The sequence below is a fragment of the Pigmentiphaga sp. MLSB6-MA01 genome, assembly GCF_058793475.1.
The window spans coordinates 1-24,032 of record NZ_JBXAFV010000009.1 but is presented as its reverse complement, the minus strand read 5'-3'; the positions used below and the strand labels follow the sequence as shown (position 1 = coordinate 24,032).

The following is a 24,032-nucleotide window of genomic DNA, read 5'->3' as shown; positions in this document are numbered from 1 at the left end:
ACCATGCTGGGCGCGCGTCAGCGCGTAGGGGGGGCCCTATCCCTAGAACAGTTCGAAGTACTCGCGCTGTTCCCACTCGCTCACTTCGAGGTTGAAGCGGGCAATCTCGGCTTCCTTGATGTGGCAGAAGTAATCCACGAAGCCGGTCCCCAGGCCTTCCCGCAGAACCGAATCGCCGCGCAGGCATCCCAGCGCCTCGGTCAACGTATGCGGCAGGCTGGCGGCCTGGGTTTCGTAGGGCGCGTCGGCCGACGGCCCGGGATCGATGGCGCGGGCGATGCCGTCCATGCCCGACAGCACCTGCGACGCGAAATACAGATAAGGATTCGCCGCCGGCTCGCCCACCCGGTTCTCGATGCGGGTCGCGGCATCGCCCACGCCGCCGAGCACGCGCAGCATCACGCCGCGATTGTCGCGTCCCCAGATCGCCCGATCGGGCGCGAGCGAATACGGCCGGTAGCGCTTGTAGCCATTCAGGGTCGGCGTCGACAGCGCCGTGGCGCCGCAGGCGTGGGCAAGCAGCCCGCCCAGGTAGTGGCGTCCCACCGGCGACAGGTCCTGGCCCGCCTCGGCGGGCACGAAGGCATTGCTGCCGTCGGCCAGGCGACGCAGGGATTGATGCAGGTGCCATCCGCTGGACACCACGTTCGGAATGCGCGGGCGGCACATGAAAGTGGCGTGGAAACCTTCGCGGCGGCACACCTGCTTGACCGCGCTGCGGAACAGGATCATGTCGTCAGCCGTTTTCAGCGCATCGCCCGGCGCGAAGGTGAACTCGAACTGGCTGGGACCGAACTCCACTTCCAGCGAACGCAGCGGCAGGTCCAGTTGTTGCGTCGTCTTGCGCACCAGTTCCATGACCGGATCGACCGCGTCATAGCGCAGCTCGGTCAGGTACTGGTAGCCGTGCGACATCAGCTCGACCTCCGGGGGCACGCCAGGCTGGCCGGGCTGGCCCGCGTCTTCCGGCCGCATGTGGTGCTGCGCCACCTTGAACACGTGACACTCGACCTCCAGCCCCGTGATCAGGCCATACCCGGCCTCGTTCAGGTTCGCCAGCGTCTTGCGAAACAGTTGGCGAGTGTCGAACGGAACAGGCACGCCGCTCTGGAAATACGTATCGCACAACAGCCAGCCGGTATTGGGCGCCCAGGGCAGGACCTTGAACGTGGTGGGGTCGGCCACCATCAGCACATCGGCGGCGCCCTGCATTTCGGGGCGGCTGAAACCGCCGCCGGACGTGAACACCGGGAACACCGTGCGGTGCGACGTATCCTTGGCGTACATGGTGGTGGTAATGGTCACGCCGCTCTTGAGCGCGCTCACCGCCTCCTGGGCCACCAGGGTCTTGCCGCGCAGGATCCCGTGCTGGTCGGGGAAGGAAAAGCGCACGACGTCGAGCGTGCCGCCTTCCAGGGCGGCGATGACCTCGCGCGCCGCTTGCTGCTGGGCCTCGGACCACAGGCCGAATCTCTCCACGAAAGACATGCCGCCCCCTACGCTGCCCACTTGGAGCTCTTGCGGCGCTTCTCGTCCGCGATCTTCCAATAATCGCTCCAGGTATCGCCCGGGCCAATGCCGTCGATGGAAGGCGGACCGGTGAACTCGCCCGCTTTCGACTCGTCGATCATCATCAGTGCCTTCTCGCCGCGCTCGGCCTGGTCGATGGCCTCGAGCAGCAGGCGGCGATAGGCGACGATGCCCTTGTCGGTGGAGCCCAGGTGTTCGCGGGTACGATCCTGGATCCTGCCCTGCGACTCCACGGCCCACTGATCGTGCACGTTGATGTCGTGCCCCATCCCGGTGTAGGTCTGCGTCGCCTGCTCTTTCGAGTCGTAGCCATAGTTGTTGAAGCGGCCCACACGCGGCATGTAGTCCGGCAGTTCGTACAGCGCCAGGCGCTGGTCGCGCATCTGCTGCTTGTTCACCGGCTGACCGAAGCTGGTGAAGATGGCATACCAGTAGCAGCTTTCATCGTCCACCGGCACGTGCCATTGCGCGATCGTCATCTCGGAACTCATCGGGATGATGAAAGCCTGCGGAAAAACGAGGTTGGTCACGCGCACGTGCGTCTGCTCGCCGCCCAGCCGGCGCAGCGCGGTCAGGCGCAGGCCGTAGTTGGCGGGATCGACCTTGATCTCGGGGCGGTCGAATTCGCGCAGCACCCTGGTGATGGGCAGGTCGGAATCGGCCGACGCGCCGCGGAACTGCTTGCCGTAGCTGGCATCGGTATCGCCATCCTCGAAAAAACGGTGCAGGTACGAGGCGTGGGCCGGATCGATGCCGACCTCCAGCGCCTGCAGCCAGTTGCAATCGAGGTAGCCCTTGAAGGCGAAGGTGTATTCGTTGGGCGCGACGAAGCAGTCGAAATGCGGAAATGCCGGGGGCTCGCCTTCGCCGATGTAGGCGAACAAGAGGCCGCTCTTCTCGACCACGGGATAGGACTTCTGCTTGATGCGCTGGGACAGCTTGCTGCCTTCCGGCTCGGCCGGGGTATCCAGACAGGCGCCGTCGACGTCGAACAGCCAGCCATGGAACAGGCAGCGCAATCCGCCATCCTCCAGTCGGCCGAAGGCCAGGTCGGCGCCGCGGTGCGGACAGTCGCGATCGAGCAGGCCATAGCGGCCCTGCTCGTCCCGGAACAACACGAAGTGCTGCCCCATCAACTTGACGGGACGAATGGGGCGATCGCCCTCGAGTTCGTCGACCAGGGCAACGGGCTGCCAATACTGGCGCAGCAAGGTGCCGGCCGGCTTGCCCATCCCCACACGGGTGATGCGTTCATTCTGCTCAGGGGACATACGAACTCCATGAGGTGGCGCGATGTATGCAAGATACTATTCTATGGATCCAGTCATGTAAACCCGTGGTTCATGCCTTCTCTCCAACGAGACCATGAAAAATCCAAAAATTGAAAAATATCCCTTTAATTTCAATAATTTATATGAAAACATCGTTTTCCCTAACACGGCAGGACAAACGACCTGATTTCCAGTGAAAACCGCCACGGCATCAAAACTGGATCCAGTAATTCAATTCGATACAATGAGGCCGCCGCTGCACTCGCAAAGGAGAGCGACATTGGAATCGCAACAGACGCGCGTCTTGGTGCAATTGCGGGACCTGATACTCAAGGGTGAGTTCACGCCGGGCGAACGCCTGGCCGAAATCCCGCTGGCCGAAAAACTGGGGGTGTCGCGCACGCCCATCCGGCTGGCGCTGGCCGCCCTCGAACAGGAAGGGCTGATCGAGCCCTCGCCCACCAACGGCTACATGATGCGGCGCTTCACGCCGCGCGAGATCCACGACGCCATCGCGGTGCGCGGCCACCTCGAAGGCATGGCCGCCCGCCTGGTGGCTGAACACGGCGTCTCGCGCCAGTTGTCGCTGGATCTCAGGGCCTGCCTGCAGGACGGAGACCGCGCCGTCAACAAGGCCGAGATGACCTACGACGACTATGCCTTGTACGGGGAAATGAACGATCGCTTCCACAAGCTGATCATCGACGCGGCCGGCAATTTCGCGCTGGCACGTGCCATCGAGATGAACAACCGGCTCCCTTTCGCTTCGCCCAGCACCATGCTGCCCATGCAGAACACGGGCGACGAGCGGCAGAAATGGATGATCTATGCCCACCTCCAGCACCACCGGCTGGCGCATGCCATGGAGAAAGGCGAAGGCGCCCGCGCCCAGGCCCTGGCCGAGGAACACGTGGATGTCGCCCAAATGAATCTGGACTACGCGCTTGAACGCCCGGAAACCGCCGCCCAGCTCCTGCCGGCCATGAAGATCGTCCTGGGCAAGGCCTGACGCATGGCGCCCCCCTCTCCATCGACGCCCCCCCGTCCCGCCCCACGCCCGCACCACACCGACTGGCCCGGCGTCGCCCTGGGGGTGACCTGCGGCATCCTGGTCGCGCTGTGCGTGGGCAAGATGCCGCCCGCGCTACCCCTGCTGCAGCGCGACCTGGGATTGAGCCTGCGCGAAGTGGGCTGGGTCGTCTCCCTGTTCAGCACCATCGCCACCTTGTGCGCCGCCGTCATGGGGCTGGCCTCGGGCCGCGTGGGCGCATGGCGCTTCACCATCGCCGGCCTGTGCGCGCTGGTGGCGGGAGGACTGCTGGGCGCGGTGTCCGACAGCTACGCCCTGCTGCTGGCCAGCCGCATCATCGAGGGCACGGGCCAGATCGCCATCGTGGTCTCGGTACCCGCGCTGCTGACGGCGCTCAGCGCGCCCCACCAGACCCGGTTGGTGCTGGCCCTGTGGTCGGCGTACATGCCGCTGGGCATCAGCGCGGCGCTGCTGACGGCGCCGCTGCTGCTGGAGACCGGCCACTGGCGCCTGCTCTGGGCGCTCATCGCCGGCGTGACCGCCGTGTGCGCGGTGTGGATGGGGTTCTGGCGTTCGCGCTACGCGCGCCCCGCGCCGTCGGCCACGCGCCCGATGGACTGGCACAAGCTGACCGGCGGACTGCGCCAGCTCGTACCCTGGGTCCTGGCACTGTCGTTCACGTTCTATGCCATCCAGTTCTTCACGGTGATGACCTTCCTGCCCACCTGGGCCATCCAGGAACGCGGGCTGTCGCTGCGCACGGCGTCCTTGCTGACAGCCGTCGTGATCTTCTTCAACGCGGGCGGCTCGGTGCTGGGCGCCTCGCTGCTGCAGCGCGGCCTGCGCGGCAGTTCGCTGATCATGACGGCCCATATCGTCGTCGGCCTGTCCGCCTGCGCGATCTTCTCGGACTGGCTGCCGGACGCTGTCCGCTTCGGAGCCTGCCTCAGCCTGAACCTGATCGGCGGAACCCTGCCGGCCGCCACGCTGTCTGCCTCGCCGCGCCTGGCCAAGAGCCCCGACCAGATCGCCAGCCTGCAGGGCTTGTTCCTGCAGGGCTCCAACCTGGGACAGTTCGCCGCCGCCCCGCTGGTGACCTGGGCCGTCACGGCATCGGGCGCGGTGCCTGACTGGTCCCATGCCCTGCCGCTGATGGCCCTATGCGCCGCGACAGGCCTCGGACTGGGGGTGTTCGCCCGGTCGCGGGGCCTGTAGGGTCAGATGTAGATGATCAGCGCGGCCACACCGACGATCAGGGCCGCCTTGGTCAGCCGATAGACCGTACGATTCCAGTTCTTGAGCTTGCGGCGATATTTCCCGCACACCCAGACGATGTGGAAGAGCTTGTTGATCAGGCCGGTCTTGTCGCCCTCTTCGTTGGGCGAACTGGCGGCGGTCATGACCTTGCGTCCCATCCACTTGTTGAAGGCCTGCGCCCAGCGGTAGCGCAGCGGACGCTCGACGTCGCAGAACAGGATGATGCGGTCGCGATCGGTCCCGTTCTCGGCCCAATGGATGAAGGTCTCGTCGAACACCACGCTCTGTCCGTCGCGCCAGCTGTAGCGCTCGCCGTCGACCTCGATGAAGCAGCGGTCGTCGTTGGGCGTCTCCAGCCCCAGGTGGTAGCGCAGCGAACCTGCGAACGGATCGCGGTGGGGATTGAGCCTGGCCCCGGGCGGCAGTTCGGCGAACATGGCTGCCTTGACCTCGGGAATGCCGCGCAGGATCTCGACCGTGCGGGGGCAATACTCGTGCGCGGACGGATGCTGGGCTTCGTACCACTTCAGGTAGAACCGTTTCCAGCCCGACTTGAAGAAGGAGTTGAAGCCCGCGTCATTGTTCTTTTCCGCCGCGCGTATGCGCTGTGCGTCGCGCAGTTGCACCGCCTCGTCGCGGATGATCTCCCAGTTGTCGTCCAGCGCCTGTAGCGCCGGCAACTGCCGCACCGGAATGTACGGCACGGCGGGCACCCGGGAAAACAGGTACATGAACGCGTTGACGGGCGCCACGATCGAGGAGTGGTCGAACAGCTGCCTGAAGAAACGCAGCCGGACCTTGCCCCGGAAGTGCACGTAGCCGATGGCGCCCAGGTACAGCGCGACGATGATCCATTTCATATTCAGTCCTATCCCCCTATACCTCGAGTACGGTGGAACCGGTGGTCTTGCGGGCGGCCAGCGATTCGTGGGCCTGGGCGATGTCCTCGAGCCTGAAGCGCTGCTCGATGCGCGGCTTGATCTTGCCCGCCACGACCAGTTCGAACAGGTCGGCCGCCGCCGCCTGCATTTTTTCCAGGGTGTCCACGTGATGCGCCACGGTGGGCCGCGTCACGAACAACGAGCCCTTCTGCGCCAGGATGCCCAGGTTGACCCCGGTGACCGCGCCGGACGCGTTGCCGAAGCTGACCATCAGGCCGCGCTGCTGCAGGCAGTCGAGCGAGGTTTCCCAGGTGTCCTTGCCCACGCCGTCGTAGACCACCGGCACCTTCTTGCCCTTGGTCAGCTCGAGCACGCGCTCGGCGACGTTCTCGCGGCTGTAGTCGATGACCCGCCACGCGCCGTTGGCCTTGGCCAGCGCCGCCTTTTCCGGAGAGGACACCGTGCCGATCAATTTTACGCCCAAAGCCTTCGCCCACTGGCACGCGATCAGGCCGACACCGCCGGCCGCGGCGTGGAACAGGATGGTCTCGTTGCCCTGCAGGCGGTAGGTCTGGCGGAACAGGTACTGCACCGTCAGCCCCTTGAGCATGATGGCCGCGGCCTGGTCGAAGCCAACGCCGTCCGGAATGCGGACCACCTGGAAGGCGGGCATGTTGCGCACCTCCGCATAGGCGCCCAGCGGGCTCTGTCCGTAGGCCACGCGGTCTCCCACCTTCAGGTGCCGGACCTGGGCGCCCACCGCGTCCACCACGCCGGCCGCCTCGAACCCCAGCACGGCGGGCAGCCTGGCGGGATACAGGCCGGTGCGGAAGTAAATGTCGATGAAATTCAGGCCGACGGCATGCTGCCGGATCCGGACTTCGCCGGGGCCGGGAGCGGGCACGTCGACGTCAACCAGCCTGAGTACTTCGGGGCCGCCATGCTGCTCGATGCGTATCGCCTTGGACATCTGGAATCTCCTTGATGGGCAATGGTCATGCCGCATTCTAATCGCGCATACAATCGCGGAAAACATCGGCCGCGCCACATTGCCAGGCGCCGCCCGCCCACCCCCAAGGTACGCATGTGAAGACCGATCCGCGCTTTCCCAACCTGTTCATCCTCGATCATCCGCTGATCCAGCACAAGCTGACCCACATGCGCGACAAGAACACGTCGACGCGGACGTTCCGCCAGTTGCTGCGCGAGATCTCGCAACTGATGGGCTACGAGGTCACCCGCAACCTGCCCCTGGCGCTGCGCCCCATCGAGACGCCCATGACGCCCATGGACGCGCCGGTGATAGCCGGCAAGAAGCTCGCGGTGGTGCCGGTGCTGCGCGCGGGCAGCGGCATGGCGGACGGACTGCTGGATCTTGTGCCCTCGGCCCGCGTCGGCCATATCGGCCTGTACCGCGACGAGCAGCATCGCCCGGTGGAATACCTCGTGCGCCTGCCGGAACTCGAAGGCCGTACCTTCATCCTGTGCGATCCCATGATAGGCACGGGCTATTCGGCCGCCCACGCCGTGGACGCGCTGAAGAAACGCGGCGTGCCGGCCTCGCACATCATCTTCGTCGCGCTGGTGGCCTCGCCCGAAGGCATGCAGGTCTATTGCGACCACCATCCCGACGTCCCCATGTACCTGGCGTCGCTGGACGACTACCTGGACGAGAACGCCTACATCGTGCCCGGGCTGGGCGATGCCGGCGACCGCCTCTTCGGCACCAAGAACTAGGTTTCTACCAGGCCGAACCCTCGCCCGCGCCCACCGGACCCGACGAGGCCACCAGCGCCGCCAGCACGCCGGCGGTCTCGGCATCGAGCACGCCGTCGTAGCGCGCGGGCCGGTAGTGCATCTGGAAGGCCGCGAGGACCGCCTGCATCTCGCGCTCGGGCGCGTCGGCGGGCGGCACGCCATAGCCCACGCGGACCAGTTGCTGCCGGACCGAGGCCATGTCGGGCAACCCCTGGGACGCGAAGCGCGCGCCCAGCGCCTGGGCCACCGATTCGTCATACCAACGGCCCACGCCCTCGCGCGCCAGCTCGCGCCACGGAAACAGCGGGCCGGGATCCTGCTTGCGCAGCGGCGCGATGTCGCTGTGGCCGACGATGTTTTCCGGCCCGACGCCATGGCGCTCGGCAATGTCGCGCACCAGCGCCCGCACGGCCCGGATCTGCGACGGCCGGTACGGCTGCCAGACCGGCGTCCCGTCGGCCGCCGTTCCCACCGGTCCGCGATTGACGATCTCTATGCCTATCGAACTGCGATTGAGCCAGGTATAGCCCCCCCACTCGCTTTGGCCGGCATGCCAGGCGGCCCGGTTCTCGTCCACCAGCCGGTAGATGTGCGGCGGCTCATCGTCGGTGACCAGATAGTGGCTGCTGACCTCGCCCTGGCTGAGCGTGCCCAGCGCCCGCGACGATTCGGACACCGTGTAGTGAAGCACGATGAAGCGCACGCGGCTGCCCTGGCTGCGCGCGCTGATGGAGGTGTCGATGTCCAGGCCGTGCCCGCCGGGCGCCATCGGGGAACAGCCCTGGAGCACGAGCAGGCCGGCCAGGCCGAGCATGGCCAGGGACCGGGAAAGAAAAGGCCGCGTCATCGGATTCCTGCCGGGAACATCCGATGCAATATAGTCGTTCGCGGCACACTCGTAAATTTCACGGCCAGGGCCTCGCCCTCAGTGCGCGCCGCCCGCATCGGCCGGCGCGCCCGCCCCGCGCTTGCCGGGCTTGGCCAGCCAGACCATCGCGGTCAGGACCAGGAAAATGATGGCCGAGCCATAGAAGATATCGACCGCCGACATCGTCAGCGCCTGGCCGCTGATCAGGTTGTTGACCGACGCCAGCGCCTGGTCCGGCGACATGCCCGCGCCCTGCATGCTCGAGAGCGCCTGCGACGTGGCCCCGCTGCCGGCGGTGATATGCTCGGTCAGATGGGCATGGTGCATGGCCGCGCGGTCTTCCCACATCGTGGTTGAAATCGAGGTGCCGAATGCCCCCGCGGTGATGCGCAGGAAGTTCGACAGGCCCGATGCGCTGGCGATCTTGTCGGGCGGCAGCCCCGCCAGGGTCAGCGATACCAGCGGCACGAAGAAGGCGGCCATCCCCGCGCCCTGCAGCACGGTGGGTTCGAGCAGGGTCACGATGTCGGACTGCGGCGTGAAGTTCGAACGCATGAAGCTGACGGCGGCGAACACCCCGAAGGCGACCGTGACCAGGACGCGGGGATCGGTGCGCGCCAGCATGCGGCCGACGATGGGCGTGAATACGATGGCCAGCAGCCCGATGGGCGCGGTCACCATGCCGGCGTCCGTGGCCGTATAGCCCATCTGCGTCTGCAACCAGAGCGGCAGCAGCACCACATTGCCGAAGAATACCGCGTAGGCGATCGACAGCGTCAACGCGCCCACGGTGAAGTTGCGTCCCGCGAACAGGCGCAGGTCCACGACGGGATGCCGGTCGGTCAGTTCCCAGATGACGAAGAACACGAAGCCAACCACCGCGACCACCGCCAGCATCACGATGGTGCCGCTGGCGAACCAGTCGAGCTCCTTGCCCTTGTCCAGCATGATCTGCAGCGCGGCGATCCAGACCACCAGCAGGACCAGGCCCATGGTGTCGATGGGCAATTTGCGGATCGGCGATTCACGCTTGTGGTAGATGCTCCAGCTCACCCACGCGGCCACCAGGCCGACCGGGATGTTGATGTAGAAGATCCACGGCCACGAATAGTTGTCGGAGATCCAGCCGCCCAGCAAGGGACCGGCCACGGGCGCCACCAGCGTGGTCATGGCCCAGAACGCGAGCGCCATGCCGGATTTTTCGCGCGGGTAGCTGCCCAGCATCAACGTCTGCGACAGCGGAATCATGGGACCGGCCACCAGGCCCTGGAGCACGCGGAACGCGATCAGCGACTCCAGGTTGGGCGCCAGGCCGCACAGCCACGATGCGACGATGAACAATAGCACCGAGGCGATGAACAGCCGCACCTGTCCGAAACGCATGGTCAGCCAGCCCGTCAGCGGCAGCGCGATGGCATTGGCCACCGCGAACGAGGTGATCACCCAGGTGCCCTGGCTGGTGCTGACCCCCAGGTCGCCCGAGATGGCCGGCAGGGAAACGTTGGCGATCGACGTGTCGAGCACGTTCATGAACACCGCCGCGGACAAGGCGATCGTGCCCAGCACGCGCTGGCTGCCCTGGAGCGGCGGATGGGTCGCCGGCGGGCCGCCCGGCGCCGGCTGCCCGGCGGGCTCGTCGGCCAGGGCCGGGGAAGAAGCGTTGGTCGTCATGGAAGCATCCGTGGCAGGCGCGGCCCTACATCACGCCCACGCCGTGGCGCGCGGTCGCCATCGTGCCGCCCTTGTCGGCGCGAACGGGCGTGGAAATGTGCAGCGGCGACGTCTTGGCCACCGCGGGCTTGGCATCGGCCGCGCGGCCGCCCAGGTTCTGGGCGATCGTGGCGGCCACCAGGGCATCGGCGTCTTCGCGGGCATGATCCATGACCGTCGTCGAATAGGCGGGCGCGGTACGCGCCGCCTCGGCCAGCGCCGGACCGTCGGTGGACGAGACATTCACCGAGACATTCATCGACAGGCCCACGCGCAGGGGATGCGCCTCGATCTCCTTGGGATCCAGGGCGATGCGCACCGGCACGCGCTGCACCACCTTGATCCAGTTGCCGGTGGCGTTCTGGGCCGGCAGCAGGGCGAAGGCGCTGCCGGTTCCCGCGCCCAGGCCGGCGATCTTGCCGTGGTACTCGACCTTCGAACCATAGACATCCGCCTCCAGCGTAACGGGCTGGCCGATACGCATGCGACCCAGTTGCACCTCCTTGAAATTCGCATCCACCCACACCTGGTCCAGCGGCACGATGGTCATGAGCGAGGCGCCGGGCGCCACGCGCTGCCCCACCTGCGCGCTGCGCTTGGCCACGTAGCCGGTCACGGGCGCGGGCAGCGAGGTGCGCGACAGGTTGATATAGGCTTCGCGGACCTTGGCCGCGGCGCCCAGGACATTGGGATGCTGTTCGACGCTGGTGCCATCGGTGAGCGCGGTATTGGTGGCAAGCTGCTCGCGCGCTGCCACCAGGGCCGCCTGCGCCGAGGCCAGCGCCGACTTGGCGTTGCTGACCGCGGTTTCGGCGTGCAGCAGTTCCTCGCCGCTGACCGCGCCGGACGAAGCCAGCTCCTGGCGGCGCCTGGCGTCGTTCTGGGCCTTGGCGAGGTCGGCCCGCGCGCGCTCGATGTCGGCCTGGCGCACGGCGATGTTGGCGGCCAGGGCACCATTGTTGGCATACAGCGTCCGCACCTGGCGCACGGTCTGGGCCAGCGCGGCCCGGGCCTGGTCGAGCGCGATCTGCGCATCGGCCTTGTCCAGCAGGATCAAGGGGTCGCCGGACTTGACGTAGTCGGTATCATCGGCCTGGATGGCGACGACCGTACTGGCGATCTGCGGCGTGATCTGCACCAGATTGCCCTGGACATAGGCGTCGTCGGTGCCTTCGTAGTGGCGAGCCACCAGCGCCCACCACGCGCCATAAGCGACGGCGGCCACGGCGAATACGCCGGCGGCGCCCAGCAGCAGTTTCTTGCGGGGGTTCTTGGAAGCTTGTTGTGCGGTTTCCATCTCGTTTTCCCTTGCGCCGCGCAGCGTACGCGGCATGAACAGGTGTTCGACTCGTTTGGCTAGCGCGCGGCCGCGGCGACCGGCCCGGCCGGGTCGGCGGGCAGATCCGCGCCTCCGCCCAGCGCCTTGGCCAGCGCGACGTCGAGCGTCAGGGCCCGGGCCTTCAGATCGGTATCCAATCGGGCCTGCGTCAGCACCGCGCTTTGCGCGGCCAGCACGCTCAGGTAATTGCCCAGGCCCGCGCGATAGCGCTTGACCGCCAGTTCGTAGGCCTGCTCGATGGCTTCGCGGGCCTTGCGCTGTTCGCCGCTCTCGCGGTCCAGCGCCCGGATCGAGGCCAGCGTGTCGGCCACTTCGTTGACGGCGTGCAGCACGGTCTGGTTGTAGGAAGCGATGGCCAGGTCGGTGTCCGCCGCCTTGCCCTTCAGGTTGGCATTGAGCCGGCCGCCCTCGAAGATCGGCAGGGTGATGGCCGGGCCGACGCCGATGATCTGGCTGCCGGACTTGAACAGATTGGACAACCCCAGGGCCGAGGTGCCGACAAAGCCCGCCAGGTTGATGTCCGGATAGAACATGGCCTTGGCCGCGTCGACATTGCGCTGGGCCGATTCGACCCGCCACCGGGCGGCGACGATGTCGGCACGCCGGCCCAGCAGCGACAGCGGCACGCTGGCGGGCACCTCGGTGCCGGGCGACACCAGGGGCACGGGCCGGATGGCCTCGCCACGCTCGGGGCCCGCGCCAGCCAGCGCGGCCAGCTCGTTGCGCTGCAGGGAAATGCTTTCGTCGACCTGCGCCAATTGCGTACGCGCTTCGGCCAGCGCCGACTCGGCCTGCTTGACCTCCACCTGCGTATCCAGGCCCGACGCGTAGCGCTGGCGGGTCAGGCCGGCCACGCCCTCGCGTTGGCCGATGGCCGCCAGCAGTACTTCCCGCTGCGCGAACAGGCGCTGCAGATTGAAATAGGCCGACCCCACCGCGCTGGCCAGGATGCCCACCGCCGCCTGGTTCTCCGCCTGCGCCGCCCGGGTTTCGGACAGCGCCGCCTTCAGCAGCGAACCATTCTTGTTCCAGAAATCCAGTTCATAGCTCACGTTCAGCGCCAGCCTCGAATCGGTACGCACACCGCCGGCCAGGGGGGCCGGGATGGCGCCATTCTCGGTATAGCGCTGGCGGGTGGCGGTGAAGGTACCGTCGACCTGGGGCAGGCCGTTCGCGCGGGCCGCGCCCACGGCCGCCTCGGCGCGCGCCAGCCGCGCCTGGGCGATGACGATGGACGGACTGCCGGCGATGGCCTCATCCACCAGGCGGTCGAGTTGCGCGTCGCCGTAGCGATGCCACCACTGCTGCACCGGCCATTGCACGTCGGCCTGCGCCATGCCCAGCGTGGGCGCATCGACCAGGCGGGCATGCGAGGCGCCGTCCTGGTCCATGCCGGCGCACGCGGCCAGGGCGGCGACCAGGGGCACTAGCAAATATCTTTTCATGGAAGCTTACGATCCGCTGAATTTAATTGCCTTGCCTATTACTGCTTAGGCAGTCATAAAAATGAAACAAGGGCCGCGCCCAATGGCCCGGCCTCAGCCGCGCTGGGCGCCGTTGGCCGCCATGCGGCGCAGCAAGGACTTCAACTGCTGGACTTCCTGTTCGGAAAAGTCGCGGGTGTGCAGATCGACCGCGTCGTGCAGGCGCTGCGGAACCTGCTCGGCGGCGCGCACGCCCTCTTCCGTCAGTTCCAGCTTGAGGACCCGGCGGTCTTCCGCGCTGCGCACCCGCCGTATCAATCCCTTGGATTCGAGCCGATCGAGCATGCGCGTCATGGCGCCGGTATCCGAACAGGCATTGCGCGCCAGTTCGGCGGCGGTTTCGCCCCGCCCCATGGCGAGCAGCATCAGCGGACCCCATTGCATGGCGGTCAGGTCGAGCGCCGTCATCTCGGCATCGACCGCCCGCTGGAACGACAAATGGGCCTGCTTGATCAAGTAGCCCACACTCTCTTCCGGGTCATAGCGCCGAATCAGTTCGGCCAGCTCCGGAGAAATGCGAGGGGACGAAGTGGGATCTGCCATGGCGACATTATTGCTGCATAGGCAATGGTTGTCAATGCAGTAATAGACCCACTTATAGTCCCTGTTCCAGACAGGGGCTTCATCGCCGCGTCATGCGCGGCCGGTCAACGCCGCTTGCCCAGCAGCGAACCGAGCAGCCCCCGCGTCAGATCGCGCGCGAGCTGGGTACCCATCGAGCGGACGGCGCTGCGCGCCGCCGACTCCAGCACCCCTTCGCGGCGGCCGCCCCGGGGACCGGTGGAACCAAACAGGATATCGCGCAGGCCGTCCGCCACCCCACCCCCGGCCTCCGGCTGCTGGCCAGGCTGGGCCGGTGCCGGAGCTCCGCCGGTGGCCGGGCCCGCGCCACCCGCGCGGGCGACCAGGATTTCATAGGCCGACTCCCGGTCGACGACTTTTTCATAGACCCCCGCCACCACCGACGACTGGCGCAGCGCCTGCCGCTCGGCGTCGGTGGCCGGGCCGATCCGGCTGCCCGGCGCGACGACGTAGGCGCGCTCGGTCGGCCCCGGCCGGCCCTTCTCGTCCAGCAGCGACACCAGGGCTTCGCCCACGCCCAGTTCGGTAATGGCGGCGGCGATGTCCAGGCCCGGATTGGGCCGCATGGTGTCGGCCGCCGACTTCACCGCCTTCTGGTCCCGCGGCGTGAAGGCGCGCAGCGCGTGCTGCACGCGGTTGCCGAGCTGGCCCAGCACCGTCTCGGGAATGTCCAGCGGGTTCTGGGTGCAGAAATAGACCCCCACCGCCTTGGAGCGGATCAGCCGGACCACCTGCTCGATCTTGTCCAGCAGGGCCTTGGGCGCATCGTTGAACAACAGATGCGCCTCGTCGAAGAAGAACACGAACTTCGGCTTGTCGGTGTCGCCGGCCTCGGGCAGGTGCTCGAACAGGGTGGACAGCATCCACAGCAGGAAGGTCGCGTACAGCGTGGGGGACTGCATCAGCTTGTCGGCGGCCAGGATGTTGACGATGCCGCGCCCCTGGGCATCGGTCTGCATGAGATCGTCGATGTCCAGCATGGGCTCGCCAAAGAAGCGGTCGCCGCCCTGGGACTCGAGCGCCAGGAGACCGCGCTGGATCGCGCCCACCGACGCTGCCGACACGTTGCCGTAGCGCGTCTTGAACTGCGCGGCGTTGTCGCCGACGTACTGCAGCATGGCGCGCAGATCCTTCAGATCCAGCAACAGCATGCTGTTGTCGTCGGCGATGCGGAACACCATGGTCAGCACGCCGGCCTGCGTGTCGTTCAGGTTCAGCATGCGGCCCAGGAGCAGCGGCCCCATGTCGGAGATCGTGGCCCGCACCGGGTGCCCCTGCTCGCCGAAGACGTCCCACAGCGTGGCCGGGCTCGCGCCCCAGGCGGGTTCGTCCAATCCCAGCGACTTGAGCCGCTCCTGCAGCTTGGGCGTGGGCGCGCCGGCCTGGGAAATCCCGGTCAGGTCGCCCTTGACGTCGGCCATGAACACCGGCACGCCCTGGCGCGAGAAGGCTTCGGCCATGACCTGCAGGGTGACCGTCTTGCCGGTGCCGGTCGCGCCGGTGATGCAACCGTGGCGGTTGGCCATGCCCGGCAGCAGGAAAAGCTCGGTTTTGGCGTTCTTGGCAAGGAGAATGGGAGCGGCCATGATGGTTCCGTTGGGCAAACTGGGCGGCGGAGGGTTGCGGGGATTCTGTGCGCAAGGCCCCGCTCTTGTCAAAAGCCGCGCCGGGCCTGGCTCCGCGCCCCGGTCCTGTGGTTTTCGCACCGCTGTGACGGTGCGCAGTCTGTGGTATTGGCCGCAAGTGGACATTCCTCCGGGAGCCGCCACCTGCCGGTCAAGCTAAAATGCCCCTTTCATCGTTACGACACAAGCGATTTCCATGGCCGGACATAGCAAATGGGCCAATATCCAGCACCGCAAAGGGCGCCAAGACGCCAAGCGCGGCAAGCTGTGGACCAAACTGATACGTGAAGTCACCGTGGCCGCCCGCGCCGGCGGCGCCGACCCCGACACCAACCCCCGCCTGCGCCTGGCGTGGGACAAGGCGACCGACGCCAACATGCCCAAGGACACCATCCAACGGGCCATCGCGCGCGGCGCCGGCGGAGCCGACGGCGACCACTACGAGGAAGTCCGCTACGAAGGCTATGGCATCGGCGGAGCGGCCGTCATCGTCGACTGCATGACCGACAACCGCACGCGCACCGTGGCCGAGGTCCGCCATGCCTTCGCCAAGCATGGCGGCAACCTGGGCCAGGAAGGCTCGGTGGCCTTCATGTTCAAGCACTGCGGCCAGTTCCTGTTCGCCCCTGGCACGCCCGAGGACAAGGTCATGGAACTCGCGCTCGACGCGGGCGCCGAGGACGTCATCACCGACGACGAAGGCGTGATCGAGGTCGTCTGTGCGCCCGCCGACTACGGCGTCGTCAAGCAGGCCTTCGACGGCGCGGGCATGAAGGCCGAGATGGACGGCATCGTGATGAAGGCGCTCAACGAAACACCCCTGTCCGGCGAGGATGCCGAAAAAATGCAGAAATTGCTGGACGTGCTGGAATCCCTGGACGACGTCCAGGAGGTCTACACCACCGCGGTCATGGACGAGTAACCCACATGAAGCTTCTCGTCATCGGCTCCGGCGGCCGCGAACACGCCCTGGCCTGGCAACTGGCCAAAGCCGCGAAGACCCAGAAGGTGTTCGTCGCCCCCGGCAACGGCGGCACGGCCCTGACCTCGCACCTGCAGAACATCCCCATCACCGATCCCGCGCAACTGGCCGACTTCGTCGAGAAAGAAGGCGTCGGCCTGACCGTGGTCGGCCCCGAGGCCCCGCTCGCGGTCGGCGTGGTGGACATCTTCCGCGCGCGCGGGCTCAAGATATTCGGGCCCACCAAGGCCGCCGCGCAATTGGAAAGCTCCAAGGATTTCGCCAAGGCCTTCATGGTCCGGCACGGCATTCCCACCGCCAAGTACCAGACCTTCACCGATCCGGCGCAGGCGCATGCCTACATTGACCAGGAAGGCGCGCCCATCGTCATCAAGGCCGACGGCCTGGCCGCCGGCAAGGGCGTGGTGGTCGCCACCTCGGTCCAGGAAGCCCACGCCGCGGTCGACGCCATGCTGGGTGACGGCAAGCTGGGCCAGGCGGGCGCCCGCGTGGTGATCGAAGAATGCCTCGAAGGCGAGGAAGCCAGCTTCATCGTGCTGTGCGACGGCAAGCATGTGCTGCCGCTGGCCACCAGCCAGGACCACAAACGCCTCAAGGACAACGACGAAGGCCCCAACACCGGCGGCATGGGCGCCTACTCGCCCGCCCCCGTGGTCACGCCCGAGCTGCATGGCCGCATCATGCGCGAGGTCATCTGGCCCACCATCCAGGGCATGGCCAAGGACGGCATCCCGTTCACCGGCTTCCTGTACGCCGGGCTCATGATCGGCCCGAACGGCATCAAGGTGCTGGAATTCAACTGCCGCATGGGCGATCCGGAAACCCAGCCCATCATGATGCGCGTCAAGAGCGACCTGCTGGAAGTCTTCGAGCACGCGGTGGCCGGCACGCTGGACCAGGCCAACATCGACTGGGACCGCCGCACCGCGCTGGGCGTGGTCATGGCCGCCCACAACTATCCCGACACCCCGCGCGCCGGCGACGTCATCCGCGGCCTGCCCGCCGAAACGCCCGACAGCATGGTGTTCCATGCCGGCACCACCGAAAGCGGTGGCGAGGTCCAGACCAGCGGCGGCCGGGTGCTGTGCGTCACGGCACTGGGCGACTCCGCCCGGCTGGCCCAGCAGCGCGCCTACGACGTGCTGCAATCCATCCATTTCGACGGCGCGCAGTACCGCCGCGACATCGGCTGGCGGGCCATCACGCGCCGCAACGCCCCGACCGAGCCCGGCACGGCATGAAGATAGACACCGCGCTGACCCGCGCCTATTTCACCGGCCTGCAGTCCCGCATCGTCCAGGGGCTGGAGGAAATCGAAGGCGGCTCCTTCCGCTCCGACGCCTGGGAACGGGCCGAAGGCGGGGGCGGCGTCTCCCGCCTGATCGAGGGCGGCCAGGTATTCGAGCGTGGCGGCGTGCTGTTCAGCCACGTGACCGGCGCCACGCTGCCGCCCTCGGCCAGCGCCCACCGCCCCGAGCTGGCCGGACGCCCCTGGGAAGCCATGGGCGTCTCGCTGGTGATCCACCCGCGCAACCCCCACGTCCCCACCGTGCACATGAACGTACGGGTCTTCATCGCCAAGTCCGTCCATGCGTCGGACGACGATGACGTGTTCTGGTTCGGAGGCGGCATGGACCTGACCCCGTACTATCCCGCCGAGGAAGACGCGGTCCATTTCCACCGCAGTTGCAAGGCCGCCCTCGACCCGAGCGGCCCGGACTTGTATCCGCGCTTCAAGAAGTGGTGCGACGAATACTTCTACCTCAAGCACCGGAAGGAAGCCCGGGGCCTGGGCGGCATTTTCTTCGACGACTTCAACGAAGGCGGTTTCGAGCATGCCTTCGCCGCCACCCGTTCGGTGGGGGATGCCTTCCTGGACGCCTACCTGCCCATCGTGCGCAAACGCGTGGCGCTGCCCTACGGCGAACGCGAACGCGACTTCCAGGCCTATCGGCGCGGACGCTACGTCGAATTCAATCTGGTGTTCGACCGCGGCACGCTGTTCGGCCTCCAATCGGGAGGGCGCACGGAGTCCATCCTGATGTCCATGCCGCCGCTGGCGCAATGGCGCTACGACTGGCACCCGGAACCCGGTTCGCCCGAGGCTCGCCTCTACGAACTGCTGCCCCCGCGGGACTGGGTTTGAGCGCGCCCGCGGCACCGCGCATCGGTTTGCTGGGAGGCAGCTTCGACCCCATCCACGAAGCGCACCTGACCCTGGCCCGCACCGCCCTCGCGCACCTGGGCGTGGCATCGGTCCAGCTCATACCCGCCGCCGCTCCCTGGCAACGCCAGCCGCTGGCCGCCACGGCGGAACAACGCGCCGACATGGTCGCGCTGGCCATCGCCGGCCACCCCGGCCTCGCCTTGAACCGGATCGAGATCGACCGCGGCGGCCCCAGCTACACCATCGACACCCTGCGGGCCCTGGCGGGCGGCACGGGCGCGCCGGTCGCTGGAGACGCCCGCTACGTCTGGATCCTGGGCGCGGACCAATTGGCGAATTTCTGTACCTGGAATGAATGGCAGGGCATCGTCGCGCTGGCCGACCTCGCGGTGGCCGGCCGCCCTGGCAATGAACCCGAGCCGCCCGCTCCGCTGCATGCGGAGCTGGCCCGGTACGGCCGCGTCCTGCACCGGCTGCCCATGCCGGAGATGGCCGTATCCAGCTCCGGCATCCGGCAGCGGCTGGCCCGCGGCGAATCTGTCGATGGCCTCGTCCCCCCCGCCGTACTTCGCTACATCACACAGCATCGCCTGTATCAGGCCTGAATATGGACATACGCAAACTACAACGCGCCGTCGTCGATGCCCTCGAGGACGTCAAGGCGCAGAACATCACGGTGCTGAACACCACCCACCTCACCAGCCTGTTCGACCGCGTCGTCATCGCCAGCGGTACCTCGAACCGGCAGACCCGCGCCCTGGCCTCCAGCGTGAGCGAGAAGATCAAGGCACTGGGCGGCGAAGTCATCGCCACCGAAGGCGAGGAAACCGGCGAGTGGGTGCTGGTGGACCTGGGCGACATCGTCGTCCACATCATGCAGCCGGCCATCCGCCAGTACTACAACCTGGAAGAAGTCTGGGGCGGCAAGCCTGTCCGTGTGAAACTGCTGGACCAATAGGCATTCCGGGCGGCCCCGCATGAAGCTCATCATCATCGCCGTGGGGCATCGCATGCCGGGATGGGTGGACGACGCCTACGCGGACTACGCCAAGCGCATGCCGCCCGACCTGCCCATCGAACTGCGCGAAGTGCGGCCGGAACCGCGCACCACCGGCAAGACCGCCGCGCAGATGCAGGCCCTGGAAGCCCGGCGCATCGAAGCCGCCCTGCCCGCCGGCGGGCGCTGGCTGGCCCTGGACGAACGGGGCCGCGACCTGACCACGATGGACCTGTCCAGGCAGATGCGGCAATGGCGCGACGACGGCCAGGACGTCGCGCTGCTGATCGGCGGCCCCGACGGACTCGACCCCGACCTGAAGCGCCGCTGCCACGGCATGCTGCGGCTGTCCAGCCTGACGCTGCCGCACGGCATGGTGCGCGTGCTGCTGGCCGAGCAGTTGTACCGGGCCTGGTCCATCCTGGCCAACCACCCCTATCATCGAGGCGGCTAGGATGAAACCCACCCCCTACCCGCTTACGCGGGCCCCCTCAAGGGGGCGACGCTGGCGGACCGGCAAAGCCGGATCCGCGGCGTCCTGGATCACCCAGCACCCGCCTCATCCGTCACGAAAGGCGCATCGCGCCATGGGGCGCTGACATGCCCCCCATCTACCTCGCCTCGCGCAGCCCGAGACGCCGGGAATTGCTGGCGCAACTGGGCGTCGAGCACGAACTGCTGCTGCCGCCGCCGTCGGACGGCCCCGACGAGCCCCAGCTGCCGGGCGAACCCGCCGCCGACTACGTGCGCCGCACGGCCCGGGAAAAGGCGCTGACGGGCGCCGAACTGCTGAAGCAGCGCAAACTGGCCGAACGCCCCATCCTGGCGGCGGACACCACCGTCATCCTTGGCGGCGAAGTGCTGGGCAAGCCGGTCGACCGCGACGACGCGCAACGCATCCTGGGCCGGCTGTCGGGGTCCGAGCACGAGGTGCACACGGCCCTCGCGCTGGTCCATCGCGGCGCGCTGCACGAAGACGTCTCGATCACCCGCGTGCGCTTTCGCGCACTGACGCCGCGCGACATCGCGCGCTACTGCGATACCGGCGAACCCTACGACAAGGCCGGCGCCTACGGGATACAAGGCCTGGGCGGCGTATTCGTGCAGCACATCGCCGGCAGCTTCACCGGCGTGATGGGCCTGCCGCTGTACGAAACCGCGCGGCTGCTGGCGCTGGCCGGCATCGTCCTGCCCTGATCCCCGGCCCCGCCACCTGCCGACTCGCGGTAAGCTGCGGATAGTCGCAGTCGCGCACGCCACCGGCACATTCCATGACCGAAGACATACTCATCAACGTATCCCCCTACGAAACCCGGGTCGCCGTCATCCAGCAAGGCGCCGTCCAGGAACTCCACATCGAGCGCACCTCGCAAAAGGGCTACGTCGGCAACATCTACCTCGGCCGCGTCGCGCGCGTGCTGCCGGGCATGCAGAGCGCCTTCATCGACATCGGCCTGGGCCGCGCCGCCTTCCTGCATATCGCCGACATCCGCGAAAGCCGCCAGGAACGCGCCCACGGCGGCCATCCCGCCACGCCGATCGAAAAACTGCTGTTCGAAGGCCAGACCCTGATGGTGCAAGTCATCAAGGACCCGATCGGCACCAAGGGTGCCCGCCTGTCCACGCAGATCAGCGTGGCCGGACGCATGCTGGTCTACCTGCCCTACGACCCGCACATCGGCATCTCCCAGCGCATCGAATCCGAGGCCGAGCGCAATCAGTTGCGCGACCGCGTCCAGCATCTCGTACCCGCCGAGGAAAAAGGCGGCTATATCGTGCGCACCCAGGCCGAGGATGCTTCCGACGAGGAGCTCGCGGCCGACATCGCCTACCTGGGCAAGCTGTGGGCCATCATGCAGCAGCAGGCCCGCACCAAGGGCGCCCCGTGGCTGCTGCACGAAGACCTCAACCTCGCGCAGCGGGTGCTGCGCGACGTGGTCAGCACCGAGACCGCCTCCATCCAGATCGACTCGCGCAGCAGCTTCACCCGGCTGCTGGCCTGGGCGCGGGAGTTCACGCCCTCGGTCATCGACAAGGTCATGCACTACACCGGCGAGCGGCCGCTGTTCGACCTCTACAACGTCGACGACGAGATCAACCGGGGCCTGTCGCGGCGGGTCGAACTGAAGTCGGGCGGCTATCTCATCATCGACCAGACCGAGGCGCTGACCACCATCGACGTCAACACCGGCGGCTTCGTCGGCGGTCGCAACTTCGACGACACCATCTTCAAGACCAACCTCGAGGCGGCGCAGGCCATCGCGCGCCAGTTGCGGCTGCGCAACCTGGGCGGCATCGTCATCCTGGACTTCATCGACATGGAGAACCTGGAGCACCGGGAATCCGTGCTGGGCGAACTGCGCAAGGCGCTGGCGCGCGACCGCACGCGCATCACGCTCAACGGCTTCACCCAGCTGGGGCTGGTCGAGATGACGCGCAAGCGCACGCGCGAATCGCTCAGCCACGTGCTGTGCGAATCCTGCCCCACCTGCCAGGGCCGGGGCCAGGTCAAGACCCCGCGCACGCTGTGCTACGAGATCCTGCGCGAGATCCTGCGCGAGGCGCGGCAGTTCAACCCCAAGGAATTCCGCATCCTGGCCGCGCAGGCAGTGGTGGACCTGTTCCTGGAAGAGGAAAGCCAGAACCTGGCGGCGCTGGGCGATTTCATCGGCAAGCCGATCTCGCTGCAGGTCGAGGGGATTTATAGCCAGGAACAGTACGACATCATCTTGATGTGATGCGGATATCCCAGGTCCGCTCGACACCAGGGAAATGGATGGCGGACTTGCGGTGCACGAAGCACCGCAAGGAACTCTCATACACCGCGTTATTAACGCTCGACGTTAATAACGCGATACGTTGCTATCCATCCAATGATCCTGTCATTCAAGTGCCCCCACCCTGAAACGCTGTTTCAGGGCAGACACGTCAAACGATTCGCCAACATCGAAGTGGTGGCGATGCGCAGACTCCAGCAGATCCCGGCAGCCGCCACACTGGACTTCCTGCGCGCGCCCCCCGGAAACAGGCTGGAGGCGCTCTCGGGCGACCGGACCGGACAATACAGTATCCGGATCAATGCGCAATGGCGCGTGTGCTTTCGCTTCAGCGCGGGGATCAGCAGTGACGTCGAGATCGTGGATTATCACTAGCAGGGAGAACACCGTGCCCCGACAAGTCCCCCTCGCCACTCCTGGCGAGACCCTGCTCCACGACTGGCTGGAGCCGATGGGTATTACCCAATACGCCCTGGCCAAGGCCATCGGTGTACCGCCCCGACGCATCAACGAAATCGTCAAGGGACAACGCGCCATCACCGCCGATACCGCCGTGCGACTGGGCGTTTATTTCGGGACCGACGCGCAAAGCTGGATGAGCCTGCAAGCGCACTACGATACCGAACGAGCCAGGGACGCCATCGGGAAGGAAACCCTGGCGCAGATCAAACGGCACGCGCACGCCGTCACGGCCTAGGCATGGGACGGGCATGAACTCGTGTATCGTGTCCGCGAGACATTCCCGGCACCCGGCATATCCCTTTGCAGCCATCCATGACGCTCCCACCCCTGCGCCCCCTGTCCATCGACGACTATGAACCCATCACCTCGGTGGTGGACGACTGGTGGGGCGGCCGGCCCATGCGCGGGCTGCTGCAACGCCTGTTCTTCGAGCATTTCCAGGACACCAGCTTCGTCGCCGGCCAGCCCGGGGAAGTGCGTGCCTTCCTGATCGGCTTCGTCTCGCAGTCGGAAACGGGCGTGGCCTACATCCATTTCGTCGGCGTCGACCCCGCGCTGCGCGCGGCGGGCCTGGGGCGGATGCTGTACGAACGTTTCTTCGATGCCGCGCGGGCCCGGGGCTGCCGGGAAGTGCGCTGCATCACCTCGCCGGCCAATACGGGCTCGATCGCCTTCCACCGGAGCATGGGTTTCGGGCTGGCACCCGGAACCGGCGTCGTCGACGGCGTTCCCGTCCATCTCGACCATGCGGGCCCGGGGCAGCATCGCGTGTGCTTCCACAGGCCGCTCGCGCCCGCCCTTCCCTGACGAACCGTCTCCCCATGCAAACCGCGCACACATTCCGGCTTCCGTACAAGATCCATTTTTCCCGCTGCGACCCGGCCGGCATCATTTTCTATCCGCAGTACTTCATCCTGTTCAACGACCTGGTCGAGAGCTGGATAGACGCGATCCTGCCCGGCGGCTACCACGGCCTGGTGGGCGAGCGGCGGATAGGCATGCCGACCGTGCACCTCGAATCGGACTTCCGGGCGATCAGCCGCTTCGGCGAACAAGTGTGGCTGGAGCTGGAGGTCACACGCCTGGGCAACCGCTCGATCACGCTGGCCTGGCGCTGCGTGGGCACGGACGACGTGGTGCGGATGTCGGCGGTCCAGACGCTGGTCACCACCTCGCTGGACACGCACAAGTCGATCGCCCTGCCCGACGACCTGCGAACCGCAATCGGGTAGGGTCCCCCCCCTACGCCCTTCGGGCGCCCCCCAGGGGGCGATGCGGGTGGACCGGCGGAGCCGGATCCACCGCATCCTGG

The 24,032-nt window shown here is 67.0% G+C and carries 25 protein-coding genes; 15 read left to right on the top strand and 10 right to left on the bottom strand.

Annotated features, from left to right (window positions below):
• Positions 1-42 precede the first annotated feature (42 nt).
• A complete protein-coding gene (locus tag AC1Q6E_RS15720) occupies positions 43-1,488 on the bottom strand; it encodes a glutamine synthetase family protein (protein WP_492573078.1) in 1,446 nt (481 codons plus the stop codon).
• An 8-nt stretch (positions 1,489-1,496) separates the two neighbouring features.
• Positions 1,497-2,801, bottom strand: a complete 1,305-nt coding sequence (locus AC1Q6E_RS15715) for an aromatic ring-hydroxylating dioxygenase subunit alpha (RefSeq protein ID WP_152797648.1) — start codon at positions 2,799-2,801, stop codon at positions 1,497-1,499.
• A gap of 280 nt (positions 2,802-3,081) precedes the next feature.
• Between AC1Q6E_RS15715 and AC1Q6E_RS15710 the strand changes: the two genes are divergently transcribed.
• Entirely contained in the window at positions 3,082-3,810 is a 729-nt protein-coding gene (locus tag AC1Q6E_RS15710; protein WP_152835668.1) for a GntR family transcriptional regulator, read from the top strand.
• A 3-nt stretch (positions 3,811-3,813) separates the two neighbouring features.
• Positions 3,814-5,046: an MFS transporter gene (locus AC1Q6E_RS15705; RefSeq protein ID WP_492573077.1), complete on the top strand. Its 1,233-nt coding sequence runs from the start codon at positions 3,814-3,816 to the stop codon at positions 5,044-5,046.
• A gap of 2 nt (positions 5,047-5,048) precedes the next feature.
• Here the strand turns inward: AC1Q6E_RS15705 and lpxO are convergent, their stop codons facing one another.
• Both lpxO and AC1Q6E_RS15695 read right to left on the bottom strand, forming a co-directional pair.
• Entirely contained in the window at positions 5,049-5,948 is a 900-nt protein-coding gene (gene lpxO / locus AC1Q6E_RS15700; RefSeq protein WP_152796299.1) for a lipid A hydroxylase LpxO, read from the bottom strand.
• Between the two features lie 16 nt (positions 5,949-5,964).
• Positions 5,965-6,939: a quinone oxidoreductase family protein gene (locus AC1Q6E_RS15695; protein ID WP_152796297.1), complete on the bottom strand. Its 975-nt coding sequence runs from the start codon at positions 6,937-6,939 to the stop codon at positions 5,965-5,967.
• Between the two features lie 116 nt (positions 6,940-7,055).
• Between AC1Q6E_RS15695 and upp the strand changes: the two genes are divergently transcribed.
• A complete protein-coding gene (upp, locus tag AC1Q6E_RS15690) occupies positions 7,056-7,706 on the top strand; it encodes a uracil phosphoribosyltransferase (RefSeq protein ID WP_296556690.1) in 651 nt (216 codons plus the stop codon).
• A gap of 4 nt (positions 7,707-7,710) precedes the next feature.
• On the opposite strand, the gene AC1Q6E_RS15685 is transcribed toward upp, so the two are convergent.
• The 6 genes from AC1Q6E_RS15685 to AC1Q6E_RS15660 form a co-directional block, all read right to left on the bottom strand.
• The gene (locus tag AC1Q6E_RS15685) at positions 7,711-8,574 is read right to left on the bottom strand and encodes an N-acetylmuramoyl-L-alanine amidase (RefSeq protein ID WP_152796295.1); all 864 of its coding nucleotides are present in this window, start codon (positions 8,572-8,574) and stop codon (positions 7,711-7,713) included.
• A 78-nt stretch (positions 8,575-8,652) separates the two neighbouring features.
• Positions 8,653-10,266, bottom strand: coding sequence for a DHA2 family efflux MFS transporter permease subunit (locus tag AC1Q6E_RS15680; RefSeq protein WP_152796293.1), 1,614 nt, complete (start codon positions 10,264-10,266; stop codon positions 8,653-8,655).
• A 25-nt stretch (positions 10,267-10,291) separates the two neighbouring features.
• Positions 10,292-11,602: an HlyD family secretion protein gene (locus tag AC1Q6E_RS15675; protein ID WP_152796291.1), complete on the bottom strand. Its 1,311-nt coding sequence runs from the start codon at positions 11,600-11,602 to the stop codon at positions 10,292-10,294.
• A 59-nt stretch (positions 11,603-11,661) separates the two neighbouring features.
• On the bottom strand, positions 11,662-13,089 hold the full coding sequence (locus AC1Q6E_RS15670) for an efflux transporter outer membrane subunit (RefSeq protein ID WP_492573076.1): 1,428 nt from the start codon (positions 13,087-13,089) through the stop codon (positions 11,662-11,664).
• Positions 13,090-13,182: 93 nt separating this feature from the next.
• A complete protein-coding gene (locus AC1Q6E_RS15665) occupies positions 13,183-13,671 on the bottom strand; it encodes a MarR family winged helix-turn-helix transcriptional regulator (protein WP_152796286.1) in 489 nt (162 codons plus the stop codon).
• A 104-nt stretch (positions 13,672-13,775) separates the two neighbouring features.
• Complete coding sequence (locus AC1Q6E_RS15660; protein ID WP_152796284.1) at positions 13,776-15,296, bottom strand: helicase HerA-like C-terminal domain-containing protein; 1,521 nt, start codon at positions 15,294-15,296, stop codon at positions 13,776-13,778.
• Positions 15,297-15,531: 235 nt separating this feature from the next.
• On the opposite strand from AC1Q6E_RS15660, the gene AC1Q6E_RS15655 reads away from it, so the two are divergent.
• The 12 genes from AC1Q6E_RS15655 to AC1Q6E_RS15600 all read left to right on the top strand — a co-directional run bounded on the left by AC1Q6E_RS15655 (position 15,532) and on the right by AC1Q6E_RS15600 (position 23,952).
• Positions 15,532-16,257, top strand: a complete 726-nt coding sequence (locus AC1Q6E_RS15655; protein WP_152796282.1) for a YebC/PmpR family DNA-binding transcriptional regulator — start codon at positions 15,532-15,534, stop codon at positions 16,255-16,257.
• Between the two features lie 5 nt (positions 16,258-16,262).
• Positions 16,263-17,558: a phosphoribosylamine--glycine ligase gene (gene purD / locus AC1Q6E_RS15650; RefSeq protein ID WP_492573075.1), complete on the top strand. Its 1,296-nt coding sequence runs from the start codon at positions 16,263-16,265 to the stop codon at positions 17,556-17,558.
• Positions 17,555-18,463: an oxygen-dependent coproporphyrinogen oxidase gene (hemF, locus tag AC1Q6E_RS15645; RefSeq protein ID WP_296556885.1), complete on the top strand. Its 909-nt coding sequence runs from the start codon at positions 17,555-17,557 to the stop codon at positions 18,461-18,463. The genes purD and hemF overlap by 4 nt, the downstream gene beginning before the upstream one ends.
• A complete protein-coding gene (nadD, locus tag AC1Q6E_RS15640) occupies positions 18,460-19,089 on the top strand; it encodes a nicotinate (nicotinamide) nucleotide adenylyltransferase (RefSeq protein ID WP_296556884.1) in 630 nt (209 codons plus the stop codon). Before hemF ends, nadD begins: the two co-directional genes overlap by 4 nt.
• A gap of 2 nt (positions 19,090-19,091) precedes the next feature.
• Positions 19,092-19,442 (top strand): ribosome silencing factor, encoded by a 351-nt coding sequence (gene rsfS / locus AC1Q6E_RS15635; protein ID WP_124688711.1) that lies wholly within the window; start codon positions 19,092-19,094, stop codon positions 19,440-19,442.
• 19 nt (positions 19,443-19,461) lie between these two features.
• The gene (gene rlmH, locus AC1Q6E_RS15630) at positions 19,462-19,935 is read left to right on the top strand and encodes a 23S rRNA (pseudouridine(1915)-N(3))-methyltransferase RlmH (RefSeq protein ID WP_152796273.1); all 474 of its coding nucleotides are present in this window, start codon (positions 19,462-19,464) and stop codon (positions 19,933-19,935) included.
• 146 nt (positions 19,936-20,081) lie between these two features.
• Positions 20,082-20,678, top strand: a complete 597-nt coding sequence (locus AC1Q6E_RS15625; RefSeq protein WP_296556883.1) for a Maf family protein — start codon at positions 20,082-20,084, stop codon at positions 20,676-20,678.
• Positions 20,679-20,752: 74 nt separating this feature from the next.
• Complete coding sequence (rng, locus tag AC1Q6E_RS15620; RefSeq protein ID WP_152796269.1) at positions 20,753-22,219, top strand: ribonuclease G; 1,467 nt, start codon at positions 20,753-20,755, stop codon at positions 22,217-22,219.
• A 135-nt stretch (positions 22,220-22,354) separates the two neighbouring features.
• Positions 22,355-22,633 carry a type II toxin-antitoxin system RelE/ParE family toxin gene (locus AC1Q6E_RS15615; RefSeq protein WP_492573074.1) on the top strand — a complete coding sequence of 93 codons (279 nt, stop codon included), beginning with the start codon at positions 22,355-22,357 and terminating at the stop codon, positions 22,631-22,633.
• Positions 22,634-22,646: 13 nt separating this feature from the next.
• Entirely contained in the window at positions 22,647-22,955 is a 309-nt protein-coding gene (locus AC1Q6E_RS15610; RefSeq protein WP_492573073.1) for a HigA family addiction module antitoxin, read from the top strand.
• A gap of 77 nt (positions 22,956-23,032) precedes the next feature.
• Entirely contained in the window at positions 23,033-23,527 is a 495-nt protein-coding gene (locus AC1Q6E_RS15605) for a GNAT family N-acetyltransferase (RefSeq protein WP_152796263.1), read from the top strand.
• Positions 23,528-23,541: 14 nt separating this feature from the next.
• A complete protein-coding gene (locus AC1Q6E_RS15600; RefSeq protein ID WP_152796261.1) occupies positions 23,542-23,952 on the top strand; it encodes an acyl-CoA thioesterase in 411 nt (136 codons plus the stop codon).
• Positions 23,953-24,032 lie beyond the last annotated feature (80 nt).

Bases quoted from the DNA above. Each gene is read 5' to 3' on its own strand.
- AC1Q6E_RS15720 (WP_492573078.1), bottom strand. From the start codon at position 1,488: ATGTCTTTCGTGGAGAGATTCGGCCTGTGGTCCGAGGCCCAGCAGCAA.
- AC1Q6E_RS15715 (WP_152797648.1), bottom strand. From the start codon at position 2,801: ATGTCCCCTGAGCAGAATGAACGCATCACCCGTGTGGGGATGGGCAAG.
- AC1Q6E_RS15705 (WP_492573077.1), top strand. From the start codon at position 3,814: ATGGCGCCCCCCTCTCCATCGACGCCCCCCCGTCCCGCCCCACGCCCG.
- lpxO (WP_152796299.1), bottom strand. From the start codon at position 5,948: ATGAAATGGATCATCGTCGCGCTGTACCTGGGCGCCATCGGCTACGTG.
- AC1Q6E_RS15695 (WP_152796297.1), bottom strand. From the start codon at position 6,939: ATGTCCAAGGCGATACGCATCGAGCAGCATGGCGGCCCCGAAGTACTC.
- AC1Q6E_RS15685 (WP_152796295.1), bottom strand. From the start codon at position 8,574: ATGACGCGGCCTTTTCTTTCCCGGTCCCTGGCCATGCTCGGCCTGGCC.
- AC1Q6E_RS15680 (WP_152796293.1), bottom strand. From the start codon at position 10,266: ATGACGACCAACGCTTCTTCCCCGGCCCTGGCCGACGAGCCCGCCGGG.
- AC1Q6E_RS15675 (WP_152796291.1), bottom strand. From the start codon at position 11,602: ATGGAAACCGCACAACAAGCTTCCAAGAACCCCCGCAAGAAACTGCTG.
- AC1Q6E_RS15670 (WP_492573076.1), bottom strand. From the start codon at position 13,089: ATGAAAAGATATTTGCTAGTGCCCCTGGTCGCCGCCCTGGCCGCGTGC.
- AC1Q6E_RS15665 (WP_152796286.1), bottom strand. From the start codon at position 13,671: ATGGCAGATCCCACTTCGTCCCCTCGCATTTCTCCGGAGCTGGCCGAA.
- AC1Q6E_RS15660 (WP_152796284.1), bottom strand. From the start codon at position 15,296: ATGGCCGCTCCCATTCTCCTTGCCAAGAACGCCAAAACCGAGCTTTTC.
- AC1Q6E_RS15655 (WP_152796282.1), top strand. From the start codon at position 15,532: ATGGCCGGACATAGCAAATGGGCCAATATCCAGCACCGCAAAGGGCGC.
- purD (WP_492573075.1), top strand. From the start codon at position 16,263: ATGAAGCTTCTCGTCATCGGCTCCGGCGGCCGCGAACACGCCCTGGCC.
- hemF (WP_296556885.1), top strand. From the start codon at position 17,555: ATGAAGATAGACACCGCGCTGACCCGCGCCTATTTCACCGGCCTGCAG.
- rsfS (WP_124688711.1), top strand. From the start codon at position 19,092: ATGGACATACGCAAACTACAACGCGCCGTCGTCGATGCCCTCGAGGAC.
- rlmH (WP_152796273.1), top strand. From the start codon at position 19,462: ATGAAGCTCATCATCATCGCCGTGGGGCATCGCATGCCGGGATGGGTG.
- AC1Q6E_RS15625 (WP_296556883.1), top strand. From the start codon at position 20,082: ATGCCCCCCATCTACCTCGCCTCGCGCAGCCCGAGACGCCGGGAATTG.
- rng (WP_152796269.1), top strand. From the start codon at position 20,753: ATGACCGAAGACATACTCATCAACGTATCCCCCTACGAAACCCGGGTC.
- AC1Q6E_RS15615 (WP_492573074.1), top strand. From the start codon at position 22,355: ATGATCCTGTCATTCAAGTGCCCCCACCCTGAAACGCTGTTTCAGGGC.
- AC1Q6E_RS15605 (WP_152796263.1), top strand. From the start codon at position 23,033: ATGACGCTCCCACCCCTGCGCCCCCTGTCCATCGACGACTATGAACCC.
- AC1Q6E_RS15600 (WP_152796261.1), top strand. From the start codon at position 23,542: ATGCAAACCGCGCACACATTCCGGCTTCCGTACAAGATCCATTTTTCC.